Below are 17,351 nucleotides of genomic sequence, written 5' to 3'. Positions count from 1 at the left end.
AATGAGAGAAAGTATTACCATAGCAGGCACGACCTACGAGTTAGCAACCAATGCCTATACCCCAATCGCTTATAAAGAGCAGTTTGGTAAGGACTATTTTCAGGATCTCTTTTCTATGGTCAATAGTCAAGCTATCTTGGATAAGCTAGACCAGCTGGAGGAAGGGGAAGAACTCAAGGCAAGTCAGGTTGATGTGTCTATCTTATCTGATTTCGATATGACATTTTTCCATCGAATCTTTTGGGTCTTTGCGAAGTCAGCCAATCCACGAGTGAAACCATTTGTGGATTTTTATATGGAGATGGAAGAATTTCCAGTGCAGGATGTAGCCCCTGTCTTGATGAATATGTTGAACCAAGGGATGTCAACCAGAAAAAAGCAGATGAAACAGAAACAGCGAGTGAAGAAATCTTCACAGTAGAGAGTTATTTCTCCTGTTGTAAGGAGACTGGTCTGACCATTGACGATTTAAAACATATCTCTATTGGGATGGCACTTGACTACCAAACGGACTATGTGGAGATGCGTACTCGAGAAACTTCTCAAACACGCCGGGCAACTCAAGCTGATTTTGATAATTTCTGATGGTAGAAAGGAGGGTCTATGGCTGGAAACATCAAGGGAATTACGATTGAAATTGGTGGCGATACCCAACCCTTACAAGATGCACTTAAGGGTGTAAACAAACAAGCATCTGAAGCTTCCAAAGAACTAAGACAGATTGATAAGGCTCTCAAGTTTGATACTGGCAATGTCACTCTTCTGACGCAAAAGCAGGAAGTCTTGGCAAAACAAGTCGAGACAACCAAAGAAAAATTGTCAACGCTCCGTCAAGCCCAATCACAGGTGGAAGCTCAATTTAAGGCTGGGGATATTGGGGCAGACCAGTACCGTGCCTTTCAACGTGAGGTGGAAACTACTCAAAGGCTGTTAACGTCCTATGAAACTAAGTTAGCTGATGTATCATCAACACTTGAGAATCACGGTCGAGCTAGTAGTTCAGCGGCTCACCAATTAGATAAACTCCAAGTGGAGCAGGGGCAGCTAGCAAGTGAGATGAACAAGGTCACGTCTCAATTTGAGTTACAAGAAAGTGCTTTGTCATCCAATAGTTCCGAAGCAGAACGCAATGCCATAGCCCAACAAAAGATTGGAGCACAGTCAGAAATTGTTTCTAAACAAATTTCCAATCTCGAAAAGCAACTAGCCCTGACAAAGAGTGAATATGGTGAGAATTCCATTGAAGCCAATAAGATGGAAGCTGAGTTGAACCAAGCAAAGACCGCACTCAATAACCTGAACAATGAGATGGATGAGACCAAATCCTCTGCCGATGGTGCTCAGGATGGCATGAAAGCCATGTCTGACACCATTCGGGCTGAGGCACTTCAAGCGACCAGTGAGAAGCTAGCAGACATCTCTCAGAAAATCTTCGAAGTCGGAACAGAGTCCATGTCTGCGGCAGCTCAACTTCAAGCCAGCAATGCCCAATTCTCTACCGTATTTGGGGATATGGAGAATGCTGCTAAGGTTGCCCTCAATAAGATTGGGGAAGAGATGGACATTGTTCCAGAGCGTCTTCAAGGCTCCTTCACTCAAATGGCTTCCTTTGCCAAAACCTCTGGGATGGATACGGCTCAAGCTTTGGATCTGACCACTCGTGCCACCAGAGCAGCGGCTGATGGGGCAGCATTTTACGACAAATCCATCGAAGAAGTCACCGAAAACCTACAGTCCTTCCTCAAAGGAAACTATGAAAATGACGCAGCTCTAGGCATTTCTGCGACAGAAACCACTCGTAATGCAGCGGCGAACAAACTCTATGGAAAGTCCTTCAATGAACTATCAGAAGCTCAGAAGCAGTTAACCCTCCTTCAAATGGTAGAGGACGGCAATGAACTCTCTGGAGCCTTGGGACAAGCTGCAAGGGAATCAGACGGACTGGAAAACGTTCTGGGTAACTTAAGACAGTCTGGAACTAATGCTCTAGCAGCAATCGGTCAACCGATTCTGGAGATGCTTATTCCAGTCTTTCAAAGTTTGGCAGACATTGTTAGTCAACTAGCGACTTGGTTTACCAACTTATCCAGTCCCATCAAGGAAGTCGTCATTATCTTCACAGGTATTTTAGCCGTGGTAGGGATGTTACTTCCTGTTTTCTTGGGCTTACAGGTTGCGGCAGCTGCTATGGGGACAACCGTTGTTGGAATGATAACGGCATTTTTGCCGATTGTGGGGATTATTGTTGGTATTGTAGCTGCCATTACCTTGCTGATTGTTGGGTTAAAAGAACTCTGGACGAATCACGAAGGCTTTCGAACGGCTGTGACGGAAATCTGGAATAGTATCTATGCCTTTCTGTCCATGATCATCCAGCAGATTTCTAGTTTTGTTATGTCCATCTGGGGAACGCTAACCACATGGTGGACTGAAAACCAGCAATTGATTCTAAATGCTGCAACCACGGTATGGAATGCTATCACTACGGTTATTCAAACGGTGATGACTATTCTTGGACCGCTCATCCAAGCAAGTTGGGAGAATATCAAACTCATCATCGTAGCCGCTTGGGATATGATAAAGATTGTGGTCGAGACTGCTATCAATGTGGTACTTGGTATCATCAAGGCAGTCATGCAGGCTATCACTGGTGATTGGACTGGCGCTTGGGAAAGCATCAAACAGGTCTTGTCGATGGCATGGGAGGGCATCAAGTCCCTTATTTCCTTAGCCCTCAATTTTATCACCCAGTACATCTCAACTGCTTGGACAGGCATCAAGAATACCATCTCAAATGTACTATCTGCCATTAGTTCTGTCATTTCATCAATCTGGTCAGCTATTCAGTCGATAATTTCTAGTGTCCTGTCTGCGATTGGTTCAACAGTATCAACCATATGGAATGGTATCAGTAATACCGTATCCAACATTCTGAATGGGATATCCAATACAGTTTCATCTGTTTGGAACGGTGTGAAAAATACCATTTCAAGTGCTATCAATGGTGCAAGAGATGCCGTGAGTAATGCCATCAATGCCATTAAAAATCTTTTTAACTTCCAAATCAGATGGCCACATATTCCCCTTCCTCATTTTCGAGTATCAGGTTCAGCCAATCCACTCGATTGGTTGAAGGGCGGAATTCCAAGAATTTCTATAGATTGGTATGCCAAAGGAGGAATTTTAACCAAACCAACCGCATTTGGAGTAAACGGCAATAGCCTAATGGTAGGTGGTGAGGCTGGAAAAGAAGCAGTCTTGCCATTGAATGAACAAACGTTAGGTGCAATTGGTCGAGGAATTGCAAAGACCATGACAAGCAATCTACCGACCATTCACATCACTATTACAGGTAACACAGTAAGAGAAGAGACTGACCTTCATCGACTAGCGGAGATGGTTGGAGAGAAACTAGTATATGAATTAGAACGTCAGCAAGGATTGAGAGGAGTGAAACCATGATTAGACATAATGCATTAACCATTGGTGGAGTGTCCACGAGTTCTTTTCCTTTTAAGGTAATCGTGGAAGATAGTCCTTCAATCACAGTAAGTGAAAGTAAGACGCAATTGATAGAACACCAAGGCCTGTCAGGAGCGGTTCTTCAAACCAATCCTCGCAGAAGTGTCATGGAACTGATCTACACCCTCTATCTTGTAAAACCTAGTGAAGAACAGTTATTATCCTTTTTGAAGCTATTTTTGAAAGAAGGATTTTGGCTTGAGAACGCTAGTTTCAAGACCATACGCTTTTGGTGTTACAAGGTACACCATACTCCAGTTCAAAAGGATAAGCTGGGGGTGTATGAGTTTAAGGTTACATTTTCTTGTCACCCAACCAAGTGGTTCAAAACGACGACCTCGCAGGTGTTTAGGACTAGTGGTACTTTGAGAAGTCAAGGTTCAGCCATTGCTTTTCCGAAGATTACCATAAGTGGCAACTCGACTAGTGAAACTAGCTTTACGATTGGGGATGATGTCATACGCTTGGAGCGATTACAAGAAACACTCATTATGGATAATAATCCTAGTCAGCCAAGTTTTAAGACACAGAGAGGTCAGCCTGTAAAATGGTCTGGCGATTTTATTTCCATTGATGCGGCCAGAAATGACTCGGTTGGAGTTGTCTTAGGTGCTGGCATCACATCATTAACAATAGAAATGAATTGGGGGTGGGCTTAGTGTTATCATTATTGGACAAAACTGTTCGAACGGCAAAATGGCATGGAAAACCACTTCCTGAAACCATTAAGGCAAGTGTCAAGGAAACCTTGAATGGGGATTTTGTTTTGACCTTTACCTATCCAATTACGGATAGTGGTTTGTATCGTGAGGTTAAAGAGGATTATTTGGTTCGAAGTCCAGTACCAGTATTAGGACACCAGTTGTTTCGAATCAAGAAAATTATTGAAGGTGATTCAACTCTAGAAGTGACAGCTTATCATATTTCAGATGATGTCATGACTAGAATTGTTTCTCCTTTTTCTTGTGAACAAGTTGCCTGTGCAACAGCTCTCTCTTCTCTAGTCATGGCGAGCAAGTCTCCACTGGGAGATTTTTCTTTTACAAGTGATATTGTCAAGAACAGAACCTATACAACAGACAAGGAACAGACGCTTTACTCCACACTACTGGATGGTAAACACTCTATCCTTGGAACTTGGGAGGGAGAATTGGTTCGAGATAACCTTGCCCTATCAATTAAAAGTGAGCGAGGACAAGACCGTGGAGTTGTTATCTCTACTCACTACAATTTGAAAAAGTATCAACGAACCAAAGAAAGTTCACAGGTTATCACTCGTATCCATGCCACTTCAAGTTTCAAACAAGAGGGGGAGGATAGGGAGACTGTACTTCAAGTCACTGTAGATAGTCCGTTGATTAACTTCTATCCTTTCATCAATGAAGTGACCTATACAAATAATAGCGTCAGAACTCGTCAAGAGTTAATAGAGTGGGCTAGTAGCAAGTTTCGCTTAGAGGGAATTGATAAACCAAAAGATGCCATCATCATTGAGGCATTTGAGTTAGATGGTCAAACGGTTCATCTAGGCGATACAGTGACTTTAAAAAGCAAGCTACACGGGATTGATGTGAGGAAGAAAGCCATCGCCTATGATTATGATCCTTTAGCTAAGAATTACCGCTCTATCACATTTGATGATAAGGCAAGTATCGGAACAGGTAAAACTGGCGGTAGCTTAAGTACACTAGCAAATAATCTACTTGATGGGAATAAGCGGAGTGAGGATGTTGCCGTTGAAATTGCTCTTGAGAATGCCAATAGAGCCTTTGATGCGGAATTTGAGAAACGTCAAGTAGCCATTGATAACGCTATCGAACAGGCTCAAAGTCATGGTGAGGTCTATGCGGATCGATTAAAGGCTAGAATTGATAGTGAACTTTCTATTATTCACCAACAGATGCGACAACAGGAAGAGGAGCAGCAACGCACAACTCGTGATTTATTGGCAAAGGCTGGGATTAACACCAACCTAGCTACAGAAGCCAAACAAAAAGCAGAACAGGCTCAAACTGGGGCGACTGAAGCCATCAGGAGGGCAGAACAAGCCAAGCTTGATGCCATTCAAGAAGCTAACCGCTTGACTGTAACGGAGCGTAGTCAGATAGAGTCCAAAATTGCGACAGCAAAATCACAAGCTATCTCTGAAGCTAGTCGATTGGTTGATGTAGCAAAATCACTGTTGAGTGGACAGTTGGCAACTGTCAGTACCAATCTCTCGCAAACCAAGGAGGAAATAAAACTTCTTGCGAGTAAGCAACTTGTAGATAGTCTGACTGGTCGAGTAACCGGTGCAGAATCCATGATTCAAGTGCAAGCAGACCAAATTTCCCAGCGTGTTAAAACCAGTGATTTTAACCAAGCAAAACAGAGAATCGAAACTGCCGAGTCGTCTATTACGCAATTGGGGAATCGGATAACGACTGAGATTCGAGAGACCATAGCTAAGATTCCAGTTGATTTTGGTGGTCGAAATTACATACTAAAAAGTGATACTTATATTACATCCGGGAGTAAGTTTCTGGATAGTGCTTCGGACTTTATCGACTATGCTCAGGCAGGGAAGTTTGTGACGATCAGCGTTGATATAAAGGGGGAAAATCTGTCGCCTGATGAAAGGGGACAGTCTAGGATAGGCTGCGAGCTACGCTTGACTTTATCCAATGGCAATCCTCTCTATCTAAACTGCTATAAAGTTGTTTCAGCAACCCAACCTCGCGAGCGGATATACCGAACGGTTCGTATTCCTGATGGTGTATCGGTTGTTAGTGTAGCAAAGCTCAATCTTTTTGTGCAAGTCAGAGGAAATGCCTTAGCTGGAAGACCAAAGTTTGAACTTTCTTCTATGCCTACAGACTGGTCACCTGCTCCTGAGGACTTAATCACAGATCTTAGCCAAACCAGAACGCTAATTACTCAGACAGCTGAGGGACAAACTCAACTGTCTACAAAGGTCATTCATACTGAGAATAAAATGATGAATGCTGAAACCCAAATCAGGCAATTGTTGGGTGATGTGGCTAGTAAAGTATCAAAAACGGACTATGACAATCTCAAGAGTACAGTTGAGAATCATACGACAAGTATTAATCAGACGTCCCAGTCCATTTTACTTAAAGCGGACAAGACTTTTGTGGACGGTGTGAAATCTACGGCAGAAACCGCCCTTTCAAAAGCAACTAGCAATGCGACAATGATTAGTCAGACTAAGTCTGAGCTAACTGTTGCCACTGATGCCATCTCACAGAAAGTCGCAAAGACGGATTTTAATAAATTGACTGGTCGAGTAGCAAGTGCAGAATCCACTATACGTACACAGGCTGGGCAAATTGAACAACGACTAACAAGTACACAAGTTGAATCAGCTATTAACTCAAAAGGTTACCAAACCAAGTCACAGGTCGATTCCAATATTACTGGTCGTGGCTATCTAACCAGCAGTTCTCTCCAACCCTATGCGACGACAACTAGTGTGCAGAATTTGGTTAGAACCACCTCTGATAGTTTTACCCAGCGAATCAGTCAAACGGAAAGTAGAATCCCTACCTCAGTTTCGCATCGCAACTTGATAGCTGGTACTTCGGATAGATGGAGTGCTTATCAGACGATAAATGCCAATAGTAACTGGATAGCATCATTAGGAAGAGTTCAATTTGGAGATAGTAGTGGTATCTATGTTGGATCAAAAGTTCATTTATATGTTCATGTCTCAGCGGATGAGATTACATTTGACCCTGCGGTGACGACTCGTTCTATGAAACTCCAAGGTCCAATCTTAGATAATCAAAATTCTTGGACATGGACCAACTGGAATTTGTATCACCCTTTCTACAATAAGTGGAGCAGTAATCTGACAACAGGTAACAACTATCGCTTGATAAAATTGACCGCTACCGTCACTCAAGAGATGTACCAACACTCTAAAGGTTTTGAACTTCAAGTCAGAATCGATGGAGTTAAAACTGGTAAGTTCCATGTGAGAGCCTTAATGGTTTCAACTGGTGATATCTTTCCAGACTATTGGACACCATCGTTAGAAGACTTTACGACTTTAACCGCATTTCATGAAGTGCGGGATACTGTAAGCAGTCACACTCGAACAATTGGAGATCACACCAATCAAATCAGTCAGGTTGTTCAAACGGCTACTGGGATTGTGACACGAGTTGGCAATCTAGAAACAAGTCGAGCGACAACGGCTGCCGTCAATGCCATTCAAACTCAAGTTTCAACTCTTGCAGGGGCGTGGTCGGTTCGAAATCTGACCAGTGCAGGCACAGTTTTGAGCCAACTTAATCTCAATAAGGATGGGACGGTCAAAATCGATGGAAAACTCGTCCAAATTACAGGCACTACCTATATCCAAGATGGTGTCATTGCGAGTGGTAAGATTGCCAGTCTTGATGCAGGCAAGATTACGACAGGTATTATCTCTGCAGCTCGAATTGGAGCAGAAGCAATCACCGCGGATAAACTAAAGGTTGACCAAGCATTCTTTACCAAGTTTATGGCTACAGAAGCCTATCTCAAGCAGTTGTTTGCCAAATCAGCCTTTATAACCCAAGTGCAGTCAGTAACCCTATCTGCCAACAAAATTTCTGGTGGTATCTTGTCAGCAATCAACGGAGCCATGAAAATCAATCTGTCACTTGGAAACATCAAGTTCTTTACAAACTCTCCATCCATTTCTCGTGAGGTTAGTGGCTATCCTCACCAATGGGTTTCATTTGAAACAGGTACCTCAAACGGTAAGCCATGTGGTGTAACCATTATCGGTTCTAATCGATGGAACAACTGGAATGCCAATGACGGTGGCTTTGTAGGAATTCGAGCGTGGAACGGTACAGATACCGACCAAATTGATGTGGTAGGCGATAAGGTACGTTTAGCTAGTGCTCTATATACCAATCCAGATGGCTGGGAAATAGTAACGTTGCCTAACCGACTGAGTATTGATGCCTATAAAGCTTCTGACCGACCAAGTTCAATTTTGAATATCGGAGATATCCGCATCTATCGAAACAGTACAAGCTATGTCAGCTTGAAGGACGTACTTCATCAATTCAATCACAATTTTAAACACTTAGTAAACATCACTGGTCGAGGTGACGTCATCTTGACATGGGATACGATTAAATAAAGGAGTTCACAGATGAATCTAGAACAAATCAACCAATCACTAAAACTAACTATTCAGGAGCTTGTCACAAAGCTATCTGATGAAATTACCGCTAAGAACCTCATTGCCATCCAATTGGTGGAAAGGGATGAGGAACTTAGTCAATTGCGGAAAGAAAAACAGGAATTGACTGAGTTGTTAGAAGTTCAGACAAAACCTGAAGAAGGGAAAGGAGAATAGTTATCATGGCACTTCTCAATATTGACAAAGTAACAGAACCATTTGATTTGGAAACAGCTCTCGCTTACATGCGTAAGAATGGAGAGTTCATACGTTGTAGGACCGCAGAGCAGGATTTTTACATGTATCTTGAAGAAGTAAGGCGACCTGCCATTAAGAATGGAAAGCGGCAGTTGATTACAACTGAAACAGTTTGGGCATTTAATCAGTGGGGCAGTACCACATTAACACTGAACCTTTCTGATTTGTTCCATGATTGTTTCTATCTGATGCGGTTTGATGAGAACGGTCAACCAGATTGGTCAGACCCTACCATTGTGCAGGAGGGTTCAGTAGAAAGTGAGGTGACCGATGAAGGAATTGTTAACACTTAATAAGATTTTATTTTCCATGATTGGAGGCTTGATTGGTAGTCTATTTGGAGAGTTGGATGGCATCCTATATGCTCTACTGGTCTTCATTATTATTGACTATCTAACAGGAATTTTTGCGGCAGTTGTAGAGAAACAGTTGTCGAGTAGTATCGGTTTTCGTGGCATCTTTAAAAAGATAGCCATTTTATTTTTGGTTTCATTAGGTCATCTGATTGATACAGCTATTATCAAGCAGGGTGGAACAATTCGAACCATGGTCATTTTCTTTTATCTCAGTAATGAGGGGTTAAGTATCCTAGAAAATACCGTTCGAATTGGTCTACCAATACCTGAGAAACTACAAGCAATTTTAAAACAAATCAACGAGAGGTGAGAAGATATGGGAAAACATCTAGTCATTTGTGGTCATGGACAGGGGCGAACAGGCTATGATCCTGGAGCAGTGAATGCCAAACTAGGCATCACAGAAGCAGGAAAGGTTCGTGAATTAGCCAAGTTAATGGCTAAGTACAGTGGACAACAGATTGATTTTATTACCGAACAAAATGTTTATGATTATCGGAGTATTACTAGTATTGGTAAGGGATACGACTCGATTACTGAATTGCACTTCAATGCCTTTAATGGTAGTGCCAAAGGAACAGAAGTCTTAATTCAATCCTCCTTAGAAGCAGATAAGGAAGATATGGCAATCCTATCTCTGCTTTCACGTTACTTTCAATATCGTGGTATTAAGAAGGTAGATTGGCTCTATAATGCCAACCAAGCAGCGAGCCGTGGATATACCTACCGTTTGGTGGAGATTGCCTTCATTGATAATGAACAAGATATGGAGATTTTTGAAAACAAGAAAGAGGACATTGCGAGAGGTCTTGTATCAGCTATAACAGGAGTTGAAGTCAAGACAATAGTTCCCTCGCCCCCCAGTTCAACCGTTGGGAGTTCAGGAACTCCTTCAAAACCAATCTATCTTGTTGGTGATAGTCTTAGGGTGTTGCCTCATGCGACTCATTATCAGACTGGTCAGAAAATTGCCAACTGGGTCAAGGGGCGAACCTACAAAATCATCCAAGTGAAGAATGTTCACCAGTCCAACAGTAAGAGAGCTTATCTACTTGATGGAATCAAGTCATGGGTGCTTGAGCAGGATGTAGAAGGATCAACTAAAGGCCATAGTGAGCAGACCTATCAAGCACAGAAAGGCGATACGTATTATGGAATCGCTCGGAAGTTTGGTCTATCAGTAGATGCTCTTCTTGCATTAAATGGCTTGAAGAAGACGGATATTTTAAGAGTTGGACAAACTCTAAAGGTCAACGCAGCTTCAAGGACAACAACCGCTATTCCAACCAGTGTTGCCAGTCGTGTGGTTGCGTCAGCTTTATCTAAGGTCGGTCAAAAGGTGACTGTTCCATCTAACCCTTATGGCGGACAGTGTGTTGCCTTGGTGGATAAGATTGTTCAAGAACTTACGGACAAGAATATGTCCTATACTAACGCCATTGATTGTTTGAAGAAAGCAAAATCAAATGGTTTTCAAGTAATCTACGATGCTTGGGGTGTGAATCCTAAAGCAGGTGATTTTTATGTCATTCAGACGGCTGGTTTGGTATATGGTCACATTGGTGTCTGTGTGATGGATTCAGATGGAAAAAGTATTGATGGTGTGGAACAGAATATTGATGGATATTCTGACCATAATAAGAACGGAATCAATGACCAATTGGAAATTGGTGGCGGTGGTATCACTCGTCGTGTGAAACGTCAATGGATGGCGGATGGCTCACTCTACGATTCTACTGGAACAGTTAAACTTGGTAAAGTTGTTGGTTGGTTTAGAATTTCATAATTAAGATATAAGCCTGGTGGGAACATCAGGCTTTATTTTTTTGCCTTTTTTTCAAAAAGCGCGGAAAAATCGCTCCCAAACCTACCTAGTAAAGTAGGAGGAATATTTGTATTCCATGAACTATGGCATAAATTTATCAGGTCGAATTAGTTTGTCTGATAACTTGACTAATATCCTTTTTAGAGTGATATATAGTGTGCCATTACATAGGAAGGAGAGTAAATGTCCGTAAAGAAGATTAGAGTCAATAGACAAAAACATAGGAAGAGGGTCTGTGCCTACATTCGAGTTTCGACGACCAATGGAAGTCAGTTAGATTCATTAGAAAATCAGAAGCAGTATTTTGAAAACCTGTATTCCAATAGAGACGATATTGATTTTATAGGTGTTTATCATGACAGAGGTATATCTGGTTCTAAGGATAATCGTCCAAATTTTCAAGCAATGATTGAAGATTGTCGTAGAGGTAAGATTGATGTTATTCATACCAAGTCAATTGCACGCTTTGCCAGAAACACGGTTACAGTTCTTGAAATTAGTCGTGAACTGAAAGCGATAGGAGTAGACATATTCTTTGAGGAGCAAAACATTCATACCCTTTCAAGTGAGGGGGAAGTGATGCTTTCAGTATTAGCGAGTATTGCAGAGGACGAGTTAAGGAGTATGAGTGGCAATCAACGTTGGGCTTTTCAGAAGAAATTCCAACGAGGAGAGCTGGTCATTAACACCAAGCGATTCTTAGGATACGATGTTGACGAAAACGGTGAGTTGATTATCAATCCTGAAGAAGCCTTAATAGTAAGGGAAATATTTGCACTTTACCTTGCAGGAAATGGTACACATCGCATTGCCAAACAGTTAAATGAAAAGGGCGTTGGGACGGTCACAGGTGCTAAATGGCATGATACCACGATCCGTCAAATGTTAAGCAATGAAAAATACAAAGGTTCAGTCTTACTGCAGAAGTATTTCCATGATGGTGTGAATGGTCCTAAAAAATTGAACCAAGGCGAACTCGAACAATACTTTATAGAGGATAATCATGAAGCTATTATTTCCATGGAGGATTGGCAAACAGTCCAGGACAAACTAAGCAGTAGAAGATGGCAACAAGGTAGAAACAAAACCTATAAATTTACGGGGTTATTAAAGTGTCAGCATTGTGGTTCGACTTTAAAGAGACAAGTTTCTTACAAGAAAAAAATTGTTTGGTGCTGTTCCAAATACATTAAGGAAGGAAAAGCAGCTTGTCAAGGGATGCGTGTGCCAGAAGTAGATATTTCAAATTGGGAGATAACCTCAACTGTTACAGTGATAGAAAGGGATAGAAATGGGGAAAAGTATTACAGTTATTCCGGCCAAGAAAGTGCAGACCAGTGTTCCTCATCAGGTCAGAAAGAAAATCAATGTAGCCGCTTATTGCCGAGTGTCCACCGACCAAGACGAACAGCTATCAAGTTATGAAAACCAAGTTAATTATTACCGAGATTATATCTCCAAACACGAGGACTATGAGTTAGTTGACATCTATGCGGATGAGGGCATCTCAGCAACCAATACCAAAAAACGTGATGCTTTTAACCGGTTGATACAAGATTGTAGGGCTGGTAAGGTGGATAGGATTTTGGTCAAGTCGATAAGTCGATTTGCCAGAAACACCCTTGATTGTATCAAATACGTCCGAGAGCTGAAAGAACTTGGTGTTGGTGTGACTTTTGAGAAAGAGAATATAGACAGCCTGGATTCCAAAGGTGAAGTTCTCCTTACAATCCTTTCTTCCTTAGCACAGGATGAGTCACGCTCTATCTCAGAGAATGCGACGTGGGGAATTCGTAAGAAGTTTGAACGTGGCGAGGTGCGCGTGAATACCACTAAGTTCATGGGTTATGACAAGGATGATAATGGTAGGCTTATCATTAACCCGCAGCAAGCAGAAACAGTTAAATTCATTTACGAGAAATTCTTAGATGGGTATAGTCCTGAGTCCATAGCTAAATATTTGAATGACAATGAAATACCTGGTTGGACAGGAAAGGCAAATTGGTATCCAAGCGCAATACAGAAAATGCTTCAAAATGAAAAGTATAAGGGTGATGCCTTATTGCAAAAGACTTTTACAGTTGATTTTCTGACTAAGAAACGAGTTCAAAATGACGGTCAGGTTAACCAATACTATGTAGAAAATAGCCATGAGGCCATTATTGATGAGGAGACTTGGGAGACTGTTCAACTGGAAATGGCTAGACGCAAAACCTACCGAGATGAGCATCAGCTCAAATCTTATATCATGCAGAGTGAGGACAACCCATTTACCACCAAGGTGTTCTGCGGAGCCTGCGGGTCAGCCTTTGGACGGAAGAATTGGGCAACCAGCCGAGGGAAACGTAAAGTTTGGCAATGTAACAACCGCTATCGCATAAAGGGTGTTGAAGGGTGTTACAGTAGCCATTTGGATGAGGCGACACTCGAGCAGATTTTTCTAAAGGCATTAGAGCTACTAAGCGAGAACATTGATTTGCTTGATGGCAAGTGGGAGAAAATCTTAGCAGAGAATCGCCTACTGGATAAGCACTACAGCATGGCATTGAGTGACCTGCTTAGGCAGGAGCAGATAGACTTCAACCCCTCAGATATGTGCCGAGTGCTAGACCATATCAGGATAGGACTTGATGGTGAAATAACCGTTTGTTTCCTGGAAGGAACTGAGGTAGATTTATAAAGCAAACGAAAGGCTGTAACTACAGGGGGAAACCATTGTGGTTACAGCCTTTTTTGCGTTTTTGTGGTAAAATGATGAATGAACAGTATCAAATCGTTATCGGCAAAATTTTACCCAAACGATATAGAAAGCTATATTGCTTATAAAGCACCATTCATAGAGAAAATTTACGCTGAAATAGGACTATGAAAAATCTAAGTTTATCGAACTTAGCAAACTATAAGTTTCTAAGAGATAAAACCTATAAAACTTGTACGGATATTGTAGGGTAGGAAATGAAATCTTCCTCTATACTAAAATAAACCGAATGAAAAGGGGGATCGAAGTGAATATTATCAAGTCGTTTAACAATACGATTGATTATCTTGAAACAGTTCTTGATGATGAAATTGACGAAAAGAAAGTAGCACAGCTATCCGGATATTCGTACTCGATGTTTAGTCGCTTGTTTTCTATTCTGACCGAAACAACGCTCTCAGAATATTTAAGAAGCAGAAGATTGACGGAAGCAGCCGTTATTTTAAGAGATACGGACGAAAAGATTATTGATGTTGCCTTCAAATTCGGATATGAGTCATCGGATTCGTTTGGAACAGCTTTTAAGAATTTTCATGGATTTACTCCTTCAGAGGTAAGAAACGGGAAACCATTCAAATTATTATCACGAGTGCAATTATCACTCAGTGTAAGAGGAGGAAGAAGTATGAATATTACAATTCAAAAGAAAAAAGCATTTACAGTTGCAGGGATCAATGAAAATAACATCAATTCATCATTATGTTCAGGTATATGGGGGAAATTGTTTTCTAAGGTTAGCCATGAAGAAATCTCAAAATTAGGGACAGGAGAATCTGTTGGGGTTTGCCACGATATATTAAACCTTGATAATCATGATGTTTTAGAATCCAATACAATTAGCTATATGGCAGGCTATATTGTTAATGATGTGGATAAAGCAAGAAGCATAGGCTTAGATGTTTTGGAAGTGGAAGAAGCAGAGTATGCTGTTGTAGAATTAATAGGATCTGTTCCGGATTGTATTCATAACGGATGGAAATATGCGTTGGAAGTTTTCTTCCCTGAGCATGGTTATGTTCATTCAGGAAAACCTGACTTTGAATATTATTATGAAGGTGATATGGATAGTAAAGATTATAAAATGGAGCTTTGGATTCCGATAACTAAAGCTAAAAAAATACCAGTTAATCTATCTGATACCTTTTAACGATATCTCGATAGGACTTAAAGGCGAAATCGCGGTTCGCTTCCTGGAAGGAACTGAGGTAGATTTATAGAGTAAAGAAAGGCTGTGACGACAGTGGGAAACCACTGTGGTTACAGCATTTTTTGCGTTTTTGTGGTAGAATCAAATTGTAGAACAATTTGGAGGTCATAAGATATTGCAGACACTGGTTGAATTTGTAGCAATTGCAGAGGAAAAAGTGGTTGATAATTTCGATAGTTACATGCTGGAATTTCAAACTTTTATGGTCCAATCAGGAGTAATTGATTATGACTATCCATTTTTATGTGATAGCTGCTGTAATTACTATAACGTTTTGTTTCATAATCTTTGGCTTGAAGCATTGTTGCGGTTTGAATAGGAACGTCTGTTGTTCGTCCTGTACCTTCAATCACTAAATTATACCCTTTATCTCTCAAACGGCTTATGATCGCTTCTGTCATGCGATTAGAATAAGGGGTAACGTATTTTACTACGTCTTTTTCATAAAGTTTCACTAGTTCATCAAAATTAGGGTGCTGTTGTTTGAACGTATCATTATCAATGATAACAACATTTCCTTGTGTCTCTTCGGAAATTGCCGATCGCAAACTAGTTTTACCTGATCCTGGTTGCCCACCAAGTAAAAAAGCGGTTGGCGATTCAACCGCTAGTCTATTTTTAGTTAGTCGTTCAACATTCTTTTCTAAACGATCTTCAAATTGCTTTTCGGTGAAGTCAGTAATATTCGCCATGTTAAGCCACTTTCTCTTTTGTCAAAATTTGTTTTGAATATTGATTCATTGACCGCCAATACTCATGAATAGCTTGTAATTCTTCAAATGGTTGTTGAAATAAATCAACTTCTTGTGCCACTTCTAATTGATTTAAAAGATTCACTTCTAGTAAACGAGTATTTTTAGTATCTAGTTCATGGTTCAAAACATAGTTTAATACTCGATTATAAACGCTTGCCGATAATTCGTTAATGATCTCTATTTCAAATGTTTTTTCATACGTAACTGCCATTTCATTTTCACTCCTTTTTAAAGTTTATCAGGTAAATATTTCCGTATATATTCTTCTAAGGCTTGATCCATAACTTCTTTTACGTTTCCGCCATTTTTTGCTGTTTCAATTTTTATAATATGGTGTAAGTCAGCACGAACACGAACCGTCTTATCTCCCATTATATCTTTTTTTGCACTGATTGGTGTATCATTTCGTTTTGCTTTTTGTGCGCCTAAATTTCCCACAATCACTCACTTCTTTCTATTTCTTCTTATTCTTATTTTATCATCAACAATCACAAATCACAAGTGATTTGTGATTAATCACTTGTGATTTGTGATTCTATTCTTTTTCGTTTTCTAATTGAATAATTCGCTCAAGCATTTCAAAAAATACGTTCTCATACATGGATAAAACTTTTTTGTCATAGCCTTTGTGTTCTGTAATTCCATTTTTAGACCAGGTACTTACTTTATTACTTCGCTTGATAATATTTTGGAAAACCAAGTTATCTTCTTTATGTTGCTTGTACAGTTCTTCCAGGTTTGATTTTATCGTTGCGCTGTCCGTATCAACTAAATAAGGAACAAAACCGATCATATCTAGTCCAGGGTTAAATTGTTCTTGTAAATCAATCAAATAGGAAATATAGTTTTGAATGTTGTTTGTACTTTCTTCTTCTGCTTGTAAAGGGATCATAACGTAATCACTCGCCACGATTGCATTATTTGTATAAACGCTTGGCGTTGGTACAGTATCAATAATAATGAGATCATAGTCACTTTTTAAAGGTGCTAAAAGAGTAGCAAGCAATCTACTTTCATTTTCAAAAGTCCATGAGCGAGTTAATTTTGGCAGTAACATCAAATCAAACGTGCCAGGGATCAAGTCTAAATTATCAGTCAAATGAACAATAGAAGAAGCCAAGTTTCCATTTTTCAGTCCTTCATAAAAATTAACACGTGGCAATTCTACCTTAAATGTTTTTGCTAAGTCTTTTGTCAATGTTGCTTGTAAGTCCTTATCGATCATTAAAACTTTTAAATTAAATTTGTCTGTCAAGTAAGCAAACATAGTCGATAATTTTGACTTTCCAACACCACCTTTAAAATAATTGTTTAAGATAACAATCGCTTCATTTTTACTGTTTAAAATACGTCTTAATTCTTCAAGTATTTTGAGTTCTTCCTTCTCCATAACTACGCCCCATTCTTTTTTTGTATAGTAATATTGTATCATTAGGAATCACTTGTGATTTGTGATAAGTGATTTGTGATTAATATATAAAAGCCCTC

14 protein-coding genes and 1 pseudogene are annotated in these 17,351 nt (G+C 40.4%); 11 read left to right on the top strand and 4 right to left on the bottom strand.

Translation table 11 applies throughout. The features are described from left to right. Position 1: 1 nt before the first annotated feature. The 11 genes from GPW69_RS06070 to GPW69_RS06020 all read left to right on the top strand — a co-directional run bounded on the left by GPW69_RS06070 (position 2) and on the right by GPW69_RS06020 (position 15,048). Positions 2–421 carry a hypothetical protein gene (locus GPW69_RS06070; RefSeq protein WP_074391927.1) on the top strand — a complete coding sequence of 140 codons (420 nt, stop codon included), beginning with the start codon at positions 2–4 and terminating at the stop codon, positions 419–421. Between the two features lie 182 nt (positions 422–603). Beyond that, the gene (locus GPW69_RS06065; protein WP_074391928.1) at positions 604–3,462 is read left to right on the top strand and encodes a phage tail tape measure protein; all 2,859 of its coding nucleotides are present in this window, start codon (positions 604–606) and stop codon (positions 3,460–3,462) included. Further along, positions 3,459–4,181: a phage tail protein gene (locus GPW69_RS06060; protein ID WP_024412683.1), complete on the top strand. Its 723-nt coding sequence runs from the start codon at positions 3,459–3,461 to the stop codon at positions 4,179–4,181. Before GPW69_RS06065 ends, GPW69_RS06060 begins: the two co-directional genes overlap by 4 nt. After that, entirely contained in the window at positions 4,181–8,662 is a 4,482-nt protein-coding gene (locus tag GPW69_RS06055; protein ID WP_074391951.1) for a phage tail spike protein, read from the top strand. Before GPW69_RS06060 ends, GPW69_RS06055 begins: the two co-directional genes overlap by 1 nt. Before the next feature lie 12 nt (positions 8,663–8,674). Continuing rightward, the gene (locus GPW69_RS06050; RefSeq protein WP_014636351.1) at positions 8,675–8,881 is read left to right on the top strand and encodes a hypothetical protein; all 207 of its coding nucleotides are present in this window, start codon (positions 8,675–8,677) and stop codon (positions 8,879–8,881) included. 5 nt (positions 8,882–8,886) lie between these two features. Next, the gene (locus GPW69_RS06045) at positions 8,887–9,255 is read left to right on the top strand and encodes a hypothetical protein (protein WP_014636352.1); all 369 of its coding nucleotides are present in this window, start codon (positions 8,887–8,889) and stop codon (positions 9,253–9,255) included. Then, positions 9,233–9,628, top strand: coding sequence for a phage holin family protein (locus tag GPW69_RS06040; RefSeq protein ID WP_014636353.1), 396 nt, complete (start codon positions 9,233–9,235; stop codon positions 9,626–9,628). Before GPW69_RS06045 ends, GPW69_RS06040 begins: the two co-directional genes overlap by 23 nt. A 6-nt stretch (positions 9,629–9,634) precedes the next feature. After that, positions 9,635–11,104: a LysM peptidoglycan-binding domain-containing protein gene (locus tag GPW69_RS06035; protein WP_074391929.1), complete on the top strand. Its 1,470-nt coding sequence runs from the start codon at positions 9,635–9,637 to the stop codon at positions 11,102–11,104. 222 nt (positions 11,105–11,326) lie between these two features. Beyond that, on the top strand, positions 11,327–12,568 hold the full coding sequence (locus GPW69_RS06030; RefSeq protein ID WP_074391930.1) for a recombinase family protein: 1,242 nt from the start codon (positions 11,327–11,329) through the stop codon (positions 12,566–12,568). Further along, positions 12,471–13,823: a recombinase family protein gene (locus GPW69_RS06025; RefSeq protein WP_171841480.1), complete on the top strand. Its 1,353-nt coding sequence runs from the start codon at positions 12,471–12,473 to the stop codon at positions 13,821–13,823. The genes GPW69_RS06030 and GPW69_RS06025 overlap by 98 nt, the downstream gene beginning before the upstream one ends. Before the next feature lie 325 nt (positions 13,824–14,148). Next, positions 14,149–15,048 carry an AraC family transcriptional regulator gene (locus tag GPW69_RS06020; protein WP_074391953.1) on the top strand — a complete coding sequence of 300 codons (900 nt, stop codon included), beginning with the start codon at positions 14,149–14,151 and terminating at the stop codon, positions 15,046–15,048. Between the two features lie 326 nt (positions 15,049–15,374). Here the strand turns inward: GPW69_RS06020 and GPW69_RS06015 are convergent. The 4 genes and pseudogenes from GPW69_RS06015 to GPW69_RS06000 all read right to left on the bottom strand — a co-directional run. Further along, a pseudogene (locus GPW69_RS06015) lies at positions 15,375–15,800 on the bottom strand (zeta toxin family protein); the annotation flags it as partial. 1 nt (position 15,801) lies between these two features. Then, a complete protein-coding gene (locus GPW69_RS06010; protein WP_002326825.1) occupies positions 15,802–16,074 on the bottom strand; it encodes an antitoxin in 273 nt (90 codons plus the stop codon). A 17-nt stretch (positions 16,075–16,091) separates the two neighbouring features. Further along, a complete protein-coding gene (locus tag GPW69_RS06005) occupies positions 16,092–16,307 on the bottom strand; it encodes a peptide-binding protein (protein WP_001835296.1) in 216 nt (71 codons plus the stop codon). Between the two features lie 91 nt (positions 16,308–16,398). Next, a complete protein-coding gene (locus GPW69_RS06000) occupies positions 16,399–17,295 on the bottom strand; it encodes a ParA family protein (protein WP_002304405.1) in 897 nt (298 codons plus the stop codon). Between the last annotated feature and the right edge of the window lie 56 nt (positions 17,296–17,351).

Origin of the sequence: Streptococcus suis (assembly GCF_902702775.1) — a bacterium.
Taxonomy (GTDB): Bacteria; Bacillota; Bacilli; order Lactobacillales; family Streptococcaceae; genus Streptococcus; species Streptococcus hashimotonensis.
This window is presented reverse-complemented; position numbering and strand designations above follow the sequence as displayed.